Source organism: Streptomyces sp. NPDC044063, from assembly GCF_056434285.1.
Window position 1 is genome coordinate 20,702 of the sequence record NZ_JBWKFM010000041.1, and the last position, 9,231, is coordinate 29,932.

General features: G+C 72.1%; 8 protein-coding genes and 1 tRNA gene. 4 read left to right on the plus strand and 5 right to left on the minus strand.

The features are described 5' to 3' along the window. Positions 1-277: 277 nt before the first annotated feature. Positions 278-643 carry a hypothetical protein gene (locus AC07BS_RS32365; RefSeq protein ID WP_478646857.1) on the plus strand — a complete coding sequence of 122 codons (366 nt, stop codon included), beginning with the start codon at positions 278-280 and terminating at the stop codon, positions 641-643. A gap of 67 nt (positions 644-710) precedes the next feature. Here AC07BS_RS32365 and AC07BS_RS32370 read toward each other — a convergent pair. From AC07BS_RS32370 to AC07BS_RS32385, 4 genes are all read right to left on the minus strand, one after another. Continuing rightward, a tRNA-Arg gene (locus tag AC07BS_RS32370) sits at positions 711-783 on the minus strand. A 79-nt stretch (positions 784-862) separates the two neighbouring features. Further along, positions 863-3,139 (minus strand): heavy metal translocating P-type ATPase, encoded by a 2,277-nt coding sequence (locus AC07BS_RS32375; RefSeq protein ID WP_478935277.1) that lies wholly within the window; start codon positions 3,137-3,139, stop codon positions 863-865. Between the two features lie 113 nt (positions 3,140-3,252). Next, positions 3,253-3,549, minus strand: a complete 297-nt coding sequence (locus AC07BS_RS32380; protein WP_478646853.1) for a heavy-metal-associated domain-containing protein — start codon at positions 3,547-3,549, stop codon at positions 3,253-3,255. A gap of 155 nt (positions 3,550-3,704) precedes the next feature. Next, positions 3,705-4,973, minus strand: coding sequence for a M6 family metalloprotease domain-containing protein (locus AC07BS_RS32385; protein WP_478646850.1), 1,269 nt, complete (start codon positions 4,971-4,973; stop codon positions 3,705-3,707). Positions 4,974-5,273: 300 nt separating this feature from the next. Here AC07BS_RS32385 and AC07BS_RS32390 point away from each other — a divergent pair, with 300 nt between their 5' ends. Both AC07BS_RS32390 and AC07BS_RS32395 read left to right on the plus strand, forming a co-directional pair. Beyond that, positions 5,274-5,933 carry a TetR/AcrR family transcriptional regulator gene (locus AC07BS_RS32390; protein WP_478646848.1) on the plus strand — a complete coding sequence of 220 codons (660 nt, stop codon included), beginning with the start codon at positions 5,274-5,276 and terminating at the stop codon, positions 5,931-5,933. Between the two features lie 120 nt (positions 5,934-6,053). Further along, positions 6,054-7,547: an MFS transporter gene (locus tag AC07BS_RS32395; protein WP_478935278.1), complete on the plus strand. Its 1,494-nt coding sequence runs from the start codon at positions 6,054-6,056 to the stop codon at positions 7,545-7,547. An 83-nt stretch (positions 7,548-7,630) separates the two neighbouring features. Here AC07BS_RS32395 and AC07BS_RS32400 read toward each other — a convergent pair whose 3' ends face one another. Continuing rightward, complete coding sequence (locus AC07BS_RS32400; RefSeq protein WP_478935279.1) at positions 7,631-8,167, minus strand: MarR family winged helix-turn-helix transcriptional regulator; 537 nt, start codon at positions 8,165-8,167, stop codon at positions 7,631-7,633. Between the two features lie 137 nt (positions 8,168-8,304). Between AC07BS_RS32400 and AC07BS_RS32405 the strand changes: the two genes are divergently transcribed. After that, positions 8,305-9,066 (plus strand): dioxygenase family protein, encoded by a 762-nt coding sequence (locus tag AC07BS_RS32405; protein WP_478935291.1) that lies wholly within the window; start codon positions 8,305-8,307, stop codon positions 9,064-9,066. Positions 9,067-9,231: the final 165 nt, after the last annotated feature.

The window sequence follows — 9,231 nt, forward strand, 5'->3', positions numbered from 1 at the left end:
GAGCAGACGTTACCGATGGCGTGGGCCTCGGCGAAGAATTCGAGCCAGCCTCGCGGGATTTTCCGGAAAGGGTCGTACGCGAAAGTATGTCGCGTGGTCTACCGCTGCGGCAAAACACTTGTCAAGGGGCCACCACCTGCGGAAATGCCGGATGGGAAAGCGGCTCGAATTCCCTCGGGAGTCGATTCTTCGATGTGACAGGAACCCCGGGAGCCGTGCTAGCAATGGTCTCGGCGAATTCGCCGGGCAACGAACGGACCGAATCGGAGGCAGGGCAATGGCTATTGCGTTCAAGCGAGTGAAGTTCGAGGTCGACCGGGCGCCCCAGGCGGCCGCGTACACGCAGAAGCAGGGGTTCACGATCCCGGGCAAGATCCGCCTCGACGAGAAGGGGCGGCCAGTCATGAACGTGATGATCCAGTCGTACCAGCTGGAGGTGCTGGAGAACGGCAACCCGAGTCACTGTCTGATGTCGCTCGACCAGATAGGCCTGGAGATCGTCGCCAGCGAGGACACGGACGAGGACGGCCAGGTGCGCCTCACCCTGTGGCGCCGCAACCACCCCAACGACTCGCGCAACACCGGCTGGGGTTTCCGCGGCACCGTCACCGCTCTCGTCATCGCGGACCTCATGAGCTCCTGAGCATGAACCCTTGACGCCACACGACGAAGGCCCCGCCCGGATCACCGGGCGGGGCCTTCGTCCTGTGTGCCCCCGGGCAGATTCGAACTGCCGACACCCGCTTTAGGAGAGCGGTGCTCTATCCCCTGAGCTACGGAGGCCTCGACCACCCGCGTACGGGTGGTCGAGGACAGGTTAGCGGATGGTAGGTGATCGCCGCTGGTGGGTGGTCGGTCCGGCCTACCGGAAGCGGCGGAGGCGGAGGCTGTTGGTGACCACGAAGACCGAGGAGAAGGCCATGGCCGCGCCGGCGATCATCGGGTTGAGCATGCCGGCGGCCGCGAGGGGGAGGGCGGCGATGTTGTAGCCGAAGGCCCAGAAGAGGTTGCCCTTGATGGTGCCGAGGGTGCGGCGGGAGAGGCGGATCGCGTCGGCGGCCACCAGGAGGTCGCCCCGGACGAGGGTGAGGTCGCCGGCCTCGATGGCGGCGTCCGTGCCGGTGCCCATGGCCAGGCCGAGGTCGGCGGTGGCCAGGGCGGCCGCGTCGTTGACGCCGTCGCCGACCATGGCGACCGAACGGCCCTCGGCCTGGAGGCGCTTGACGACGTCGACCTTGTCCTGGGGGAGGACCTCGGCGATGACCTCGTCGATGCCGACCTCACGGGCGACGGCCTCGGCCACGGCCTTGTTGTCGCCGGTGAGCAGGACCGGGGTCAGACCCAGGCGGCGCAGTTCGGCGATGGCGGCGGCGCTGGTGTCCTTGACGGCGTCGGCGACGGTGAGGACGCCTCGGGCCTGCCCGTCCCAGGCGACGGCCACGGCGGTACGGCCCTCGGCCTCGGCGGCGGCCTTCGCCGCGGCGAGCTCGACCGGCAGCTCGATGACCCACTCGGCCAGCAGCTTCTCGCGGCCGACCAGCACCGCGTGTCCGTCCACGACTCCCTGGACGCCCAGGCCGGCGACGTTCTCGAAGCTCTCGGGGGTGGGCAGGATGCCCGTACGGGCGGCGGCGCCGTCGGCGATCGCTCGGGCGATGGGGTGCTCGGAGGCGTGTTCCAGGGCGCCGGCCAGGCGGAGCAGGTCCTGCTCGGAGACGCCGGGGGCGGTGATGACCTCGTGGAGGGCCATGCGGCCGGTGGTGACGGTGCCGGTCTTGTCCAGGACGACGGTGTCGACGCGGCGGGTGGACTCCAGGACCTCGGGGCCCTTGATGAGGATGCCGAGCTGGGCGCCGCGGCCGGTGCCGACCATGAGGGCGGTCGGGGTGGCCAGGCCCAGGGCGCAGGGGCAGGCGATGATGAGGACGGCGACGGCGGCGGTGAAGGCGGCGGTGGCGTCGCCGGTCACGAACAGCCAGGTGAGCAGGGTGCCGAGGGCGATCAGCAGGACGACGGGGACGAAGATCCCGGAGATGCGGTCGGCCAGGCGCTGGACGGCGGCCTTGCCGTTCTGGGCGTCCTCCACGAGCTTGGCCATGCGGGACAGCTGGGTGTCGGCGCCGACGCGGGTGGCCCGGACGACCAGGCGGCCGGAGACGTTGACGGTGGCGCCGGTGACGGCGTCGCCCACGGTGACGTCCACGGGCACGGACTCGCCGGTCAGCATGGAGGCGTCGACGGCGGAGCCGCCCTCGGTGACCGTGCCGTCGGTGGCGATCTTCTCGCCGGGGCGGACGACGAACAGGTCGCCGACGGCCAGTTCGGCCACGGGTATACGGGTCTCGCGCCCGTCGCGCAGCACGGTCACGTCCTTGGCGCCCAGCTCCAGCAGCGCCCGCAGGGCCGCGCCGGCCTTGCGCTTGGACTTCGCCTCCAGGTAGCGCCCGGCCAGGATGAACGCGGTGACCCCGGCGGCGGCCTCCAGGTAGATGGAGGAGGAGCCGTCCGTGCGGGAGACGGCGAAGTCGAAGCCGTGGCGCATGCCCGGCATGCCGGCGTGGCCGAAGAAGAGGGCCCACAGCGACCAGCCGAGGGCGGCGAGGGTGCCGATCGACACCAGCGTGTCCATGGTGGCGGCGCCGTGCCGGGCGTTGGTCCAGGCGGCCTTGTGGAAGGGCAGCGCGCCCCACACCACCACCGGGCCGGCCAGGGTCAGGGACAGCCACTGCCAGTTGTCGAACTGGAGGGCCGGGACCATCGCCATCAGCACCACCGGCAGCGAGAGCACCAGCGACACCAGCAGCCGCTGCCGCAGTGCGCCGGTCTCCCCGCCGTCGCCCTCCTGAGCCCCGGACGGGACGGCCACCTCGGTGCGGGCCGCCGGCTTCGGCGGCTCCTGGGCCGTGTAGCCGGTCTTCTCCACGGTGGCGATGAGGTCGGCTATCCCGGTCCCCGGCCCGTAGGAGACCTTCGCCTTCTCGGTGGCGAAGTTGACCGTCGCCGTGACGCCGTCCATGCGGTTGAGCTTCTTCTCGATGCGTGCCGCGCAGGACGCGCAGGTCATGCCGCCGATGGAGAGTTCGACTTCGGAGGCGGCCGCGGCGGGTGCCGGGGCGTTCTCGAGAGCGGTGCTGGTCATTCGGAGTCTCCTGGAGGAGGGCCGGAGCTGCGGGCGTCCATATCAGTGGAGCGGCACGATCCGGCGGTACCGGGAACTGCGTGGGGGTGAGCCGTGTACGGGGTGGGGGTATCTCAGGCGCGGCCGGCGAGCTCGTAGCCCGCCTCGTCCACGGCGGCGCGGACGGCCTCGTCGTCCAGCGGGCCGGTGGAGGTGACGGTCACCAGGCCGGTGGCGGCCACGGCCTTGACGGACGTGACGCCGGCCAGGGCGGAGATCTCCTGCGCGATCGAGCCCTCGCAGTGGCCGCAGGTCATGCCGGTCACCGCGTAGACGGTGGTGATCCCGACCTGGACGTCGGCGGCCGCGGAGGTGCCGCAGGTGCCGGCCGGGGTGCAGCAGGAGCCGGAGGTCGTCGTCTGGGAGGTCATGGCTGCTTCCTTCGCGTCGTCGGTGCGCGGGTGCGCGTGCGGTCCGGGAGGAGCCGGGGTTCTTGGCCCCCGGCGCCTCCCGCTGAACGCAACGATATACCCCTGGGGGGTATCCAGGGAAGGGGGGCGCGGGAACAGCCGCCGACGGCCGGGGCTCAGGCGTGGTGGGCCGGTGGCCGGGTGCGGGTGACCGTGACGCGGTAGGCGCCGGCGCCGGTGCGTTCCACGACCTCGACGGTGACGCCCGCCGCCGTCAGCCGCTGGCCGGGGCGGAACGCCGCGTCCGTCAGGCCCGCCGTGACGTTGGGGTCGCCCCGGTGGCAGCCGCGGCTGCCGGGCGTGGCGTCGAGGGCGCGGATCGGGCCGGTGCCGGTCGGGAGGTCCGAGGCGACCGTGGTGACCAGCACGCCCGGCCGGCAGACGGCGTGGTCGAGCGGGCCGGAGGCGCGCGCCTCCAGGGTGAGGGCGCGGGTGCGGGTCAGCGGGATGACGGCCAGCTTGGCGCCGCCCGGCCGGGAGGTGGGGGTGAGGGTGACGGTCCGGGTGCCGGGGCGGGCCAGGCAGTGGACCTCGTGCGGGGCGAGCCAGCCCAGCTTCCATTTGTGCCAGGCCAGGAAGTCGTTCGAGGGCCCCCAGTCCTCGTCCATCGGGTCCCAGTGGCCGACCGGGGTGCGTACGGCGCCCGTCCGGCCGCCGTAGTAGAGGTCGGGCAGGCCGAACCCGTGGGCGTTCTCGTGGTTGAGGACGCGGTAGGGGCTGTCGCCGGTCTGCCGGCTCCAGATGAAGGACACGTTCTGGACGTCGACGCCGTCGTCGGTCTCCAGTCCCGTCGGCGCGCCCGCGAACGTCACCGAGCGCACGTCCCGGAGGGCGGACGGCCCGGCGTTGGGCGCGGCCAGCACGTTGATCAGGTCGTAGCGCCGGAAGTCGACCTCCTCGTCGACGTCGTCGAGGATCTCCCGGGTGAGGGCGTGGTAGCCGTCGTCGCTGCCGGGGTCGAAGCCCGTGCCGCGCGCGATGCCGTACGCGTCGTACGGGCGGGACATGTGGATCCAGCGCGGCACGGGCGTGGAGCGGTAGTCGAGCCGGCCGTAGGAGCTGGCGCGGAAGTAGTCGGCGACGGCGGGGAAGAACTCGGCGTACCGGCGGGCCGGGCTGATGCGGGCCCGGGCGTCGGGGAAGTCGATGAAGAGGGTGACGGCCCGGACCCGGCCGCTGGACCGGGCGAAGCCGCGCGGGGTACGGGCGCCCTCCGAGACGTCGCGGGTGACGGTGCGCAGCGCGCAGGGCCCGGCCGGGCGGGCGCCGGCACCGGCCGCGACGGCACCGGCGAGGGCGGGGGCCCGCTCCTCGGCCGGGCTGGGCACGGCGGCGGCCAGGGCCAGCACGGTGGCGGTCGTGACGGCGATGACCAGGGTCTTCATGGGCTCACCCTCGGTCGCCCGGCGGCCGCCCGCCCGCCGGGTTGCGTCAGATGGCCGCAGACCCTGCCCCGGAGTGTGAGCCCGTATGCGTGACGCGTGTGTGACGCGCATCTCATCCGGAGCCGAAATATCCGGGGATCCACTCCCCGTTTAACTGAGCGTTCCTGTCAAACGGGGAGCTGGTCCCCGATTGCGGGAACGACCCATGCGGTCCCCGGCGGTCCTCGTGCGGTCCCCAGCGGTCTCCCGGTAGCCCCCAACAGCCCAGCACAGCCCAGCCCAGGTAAGGAGTGATCGGTCGTGGTCACGGCCCCGCAGCCCCGCCTTCGCGCCGACGCGCTCCGCAACCGCGAGCGGATCATCGCGGCCGCCCGGGAGGTCCTCGTCGAGCACGGCGGCGAGTCGTCGCTCGATGAAATCGCTCGACGGGCCGGGGTCGGCAATGCCACGCTGTACCGGCACTTCGCGGACCGCCGCGAGCTGATCCACCATGTCACCCTCTCCGTCATGGACCGCATCGCGGACCAGGCGGAGCGGGCACGAGCCGAGGAGCCCGATGCTTTCCGCGCGCTGAGGCGTTTCGCCCATGCCGCCGCCGACGAACGGATCGGCGCCCTCTGTCCGTTGCTGCGCGAGAGCGGCATCGAACGGGACCATCCCGACCACGTCGGCGCCCGCGAGCGCCTGGAGAAGGTCACCGAAGCGCTGGTCGCCGCGGCCCGGGCGTCCGGTCAGCTCCGCCCCGATGTCGCCCTCGGCGACCTCATGCTGGCGATCACTCAGCTGACCAGACCGCTGCCGGGCACCGGACACCCGCTCTTCGACGAATTCTCCCGACGGCATCTCCAGCTCTTCCTGGACGGGCTCATGACCCCCGTCCGGTCGGAACTCCCCGGCTCGCCCACGACTTTGGAGGACCTGCGTCGCATGGCCCAGGAAACCTCCGTGTGCAGTCGCTGACCCCCGTACTCGCGCATTCGCGCGTACGGGACGTCACGACACCGAGCACCACCGCACCAGCAGTCCGAACTTCTCCACCTCTCCGCACACGCTAGGTAGGCCCCACCCATGCCTGACGCCATGTCATCGGCTGACCCGAAGCGCTGGAAAGCGCTCATATTCATCGCCCTCGCCCAGCTGATGGTCGTGCTCGACGCGACCATCGTGAACATCGCCCTGCCCTCCGCCCAGGCCGACCTCGACATCTCGGACGGCAACCGGCAGTGGGTCATCACCGCCTACGCGCTCGCCTTCGGTGGTCTGCTGCTCTTCGGTGGCCGCATCTCCGACCTGTGGGGCCGCAAGCGCGCGTTCGTCGTCGGTCTGATCGGCTTCGCCGCCGCGTCGGCCTTCGGTGGCGCCGCGGTCAACACCGGCATGCTGCTGGGCGCCCGCGCCCTCCAGGGCGTCTTCGGCGCGCTGCTCGCGCCGGCCGCGCTGTCGCTGCTCGCCGTGCTGTTCACCGAGGCCAAGGAGCGCGCCAAGGCGTTCGGCATCTTCGGTGCCATCGCCGGTGCCGGTGGTGGTGTCGGTCTGATCCTCGGCGGTCTGTTCACCGAGTACCTCAACTGGCGCTGGACGTTCTTCGTGAACATCCCCTTCGCGATCGTCGCCGCGATCGGTGCCATCGCCGTGGTCCACGAGCCGGCCGAGGGCCGCAACCGCTCGAAGCTCGACATCCCCGGCGTCATCCTGGCCACCACCGGTCTGGTCGCCCTGGTCTACGCCTTCACCCGCGCCGAGTCCGACGGCTGGGGTGCCGGCAGCACCATCGGCCTGTTCGCCGCGGCGGCCGTGCTGCTGTTCGCCTTCCTGATCGTCGAGCGCAAGGTCAAGGCCCCGCTGCTGCCCCTGCGCGTGGTCACCAACCGCAACCGCGGCGGCGTCTACGTCTCGCTGGCCCTGGCCGCCATCGCGATGTTCGGCCTGTTCCTGTTCCTGACGTACTACCTCCAGGTCGTCCGCGGCTACTCGCCCGTCAAGACCGGTCTGGCGTTCCTTCCGATGATCGTCTCGATGATCATCGGCTCCACCCAGATCGGCGCCCGTCTGATGACCCGCGTCCCGGCGCGCTTCCTGATGGGCCCGGGCTTCCTGCTCGCGGCCCTCGGCATGACCATCCTGACCCAGATCGACCTGGACTCCTCCTACACCACGGTCGTCCTGCCCGGTCTGATCCTGATGGGCATCGGCATGGGCTCCGCCTTCATGCCGGCCATGAGCCTGTCCACGTTCGGCGTCCAGGCCCGTGACGCCGGTGTCGCCTCGGCGATGGTCAACACCTCGCAGCAGGTCGGCGGCGCCATCGGCACCGCGCTGCTCAACACCATCGCCGCCAGCGCCACCACGGACTACTTCAAGGACCACATGGCGGCGGGCGCCGACCAGAAGACGCTCACCTTCCAGTCGATGGTCCACGGCTACTCCACCGCCGTGTGGTGGGCGGTCGGCATCCTGGCGCTGTCCGCGCTGGTCGCCATGGTCTCCATCAACGCCGGTCACCAGGGCGGCGCGGTCGCCGGTTCGGGTGACGGCGAGGGTGCCGAGGACGCCGTCCCGGTGATGGCGCACTGACCCCGGCCCCGTTCGCATGACGCGTGGAAGCCCCCGCCGGTCGCCGGCGGGGGCTTCCACGTACGACCGGGCGGGCCCGCGCGTCAGCGCAGCCAGGGCAGGTCCGCGCACGCGCCCGCCGGCTGGAGGCCCGACGCGATGATGCGGCACACCTCGCCGAACTGGGTGACCTGTTCCGGCGTGAGCCGGTCGAAGACGGCGGCGCGGACGGCCTCGACGTGGCCGGGGGCCGACTCCCGCAGCATCTCGAAGCCGGCGTCCGTCAGGACGGCGAGCTGGCCGCGCTTGTCGGAGGGGCAGTCCTCGCGGCGGACCCAGCCGTTGTTCTCCAGCCGGGCGATCGCGTGGGACAGCCGGGATCTGGTGATCTTGGCGTGCCGGGCGAGCTCGGTCATGCGCATCCGCCGCCGGGGCGCGTCGGAGAGGACGACCAGCAGCCCGTAGTAGGTGTGCGGCATGCCGGCGTCGCGCTGGAGCTGCCGGTCGAGGTGGTCCTCCAGGAGGGTGGAGGCGTGGCGGTAGGCCCGCCAGGCGTCCTGTTCGGCTGCGGTCAGCCAGCGGGGCTCGCCGGCGGGCGCGGGGGCCGCGGCCTCGCCCGCCGCCGCGGTTCGGTTCTTCATGGCATCCACTGTTTCACCCGCCGCTTCTCCCCGGCTCGTCCGGAGCTCGATTCTTGAAGTTTAAATAAATATGAACTAAGGTCGTAGAACGGAAAGCTTGATATTTCAAGTACCTCGACGAGGAGGCCCTCATGCGCATGCCCGCCCTCTATCTCTCGCACGGCGCGCCGCCCCTCGCGGACGACCCCGTCTGGCCGGGCGAGCTGGCCGCCTGGTCGGCCGGCCTGCCCCGCCCGCAGGCGATCCTGATGATCTCCGCCCACTGGGAGGAGGCCCCCGTCGCGCTCGGCGCCACCGGGACCGTGCCGCTGGTGTACGACTTCTGGGGCTTCCCCGAGCACTACTACCGGGTGCGTTACGCCGCCCCCGGCGCGCCCGGGCTCGCCGCCCGGGTGCGCGCCGTGCTGCGCGGCGCCGGCACTCCCGTCCACGACCTGCCGGACCGGGGCCTCGACCACGGCGCGTACGTCCCCCTCGTCGAGATGTACCCCGACGCCGACATCCCGGTGCTCCAGATGTCGCTGCCCACGCTCGACCCCGAACGGCTGATGGAGATCGGCCGCACGCTCGCGCCGCTGCGCGACGAGGGCGTGCTCATCGTCGGCAGCGGCTTCTTCACCCACAACCTGGCGGCCCTGAAGCACGCGGGCTCCGGGCCCCCGTCCTGGTCGGTGGAGTTCGACGCCTGGGGCCGCGAGGCGCTGGCGGCCGGTGACGTCGACGCGCTGTCCGACTTCGAGCGCAAGGCCCCCGCCGGCCGGCTCGCCCACCCCCGCACCGAGCACTTCGCGCCGCTCTTCGTGGCCATGGGCGCGGCGGGGGACGACCTCGGCGCCCAGCGCAGCGTCATCGACGGCTTCTGGATGGGGCTGGCCAAGCGCTCGGTGCAGTTCGGCTGACGCCGGAGGGCCGGCTCATGCCGGCTTTGCCGCTCATGCCGGCGCGGGGGGGGGGGGGGGGGGGGGGGCGGGGGGGGAGGGGGGGGGGGGGGGGGGGGGGGGGGGGGGGGGGGGGGGGGGGTGGGGGGGGGGGGGGGGGGGGGGGGAAGGGGGGGGAGAGCAGGA

Excerpts from the sequence above, each read along its gene's own strand:
- AC07BS_RS32365 (WP_478646857.1), top strand. The coding sequence starts at position 278 with ATGGCTATTGCGTTCAAGCGAGTGAAGTTCGAGGTCGACCGGGCGCCC.
- AC07BS_RS32375 (WP_478935277.1), bottom strand. The coding sequence starts at position 3,139 with ATGACCAGCACCGCTCTCGAGAACGCCCCGGCACCCGCCGCGGCCGCC.
- AC07BS_RS32380 (WP_478646853.1), bottom strand. The coding sequence starts at position 3,549 with ATGACCTCCCAGACGACGACCTCCGGCTCCTGCTGCACCCCGGCCGGC.
- AC07BS_RS32385 (WP_478646850.1), bottom strand. The coding sequence starts at position 4,973 with ATGAAGACCCTGGTCATCGCCGTCACGACCGCCACCGTGCTGGCCCTG.
- AC07BS_RS32395 (WP_478935278.1), top strand. The coding sequence starts at position 6,054 with ATGTCATCGGCTGACCCGAAGCGCTGGAAAGCGCTCATATTCATCGCC.
- AC07BS_RS32400 (WP_478935279.1), bottom strand. The coding sequence starts at position 8,167 with ATGAAGAACCGAACCGCGGCGGCGGGCGAGGCCGCGGCCCCCGCGCCC.
- AC07BS_RS32405 (WP_478935291.1), top strand. The coding sequence starts at position 8,305 with ATGCCCGCCCTCTATCTCTCGCACGGCGCGCCGCCCCTCGCGGACGAC.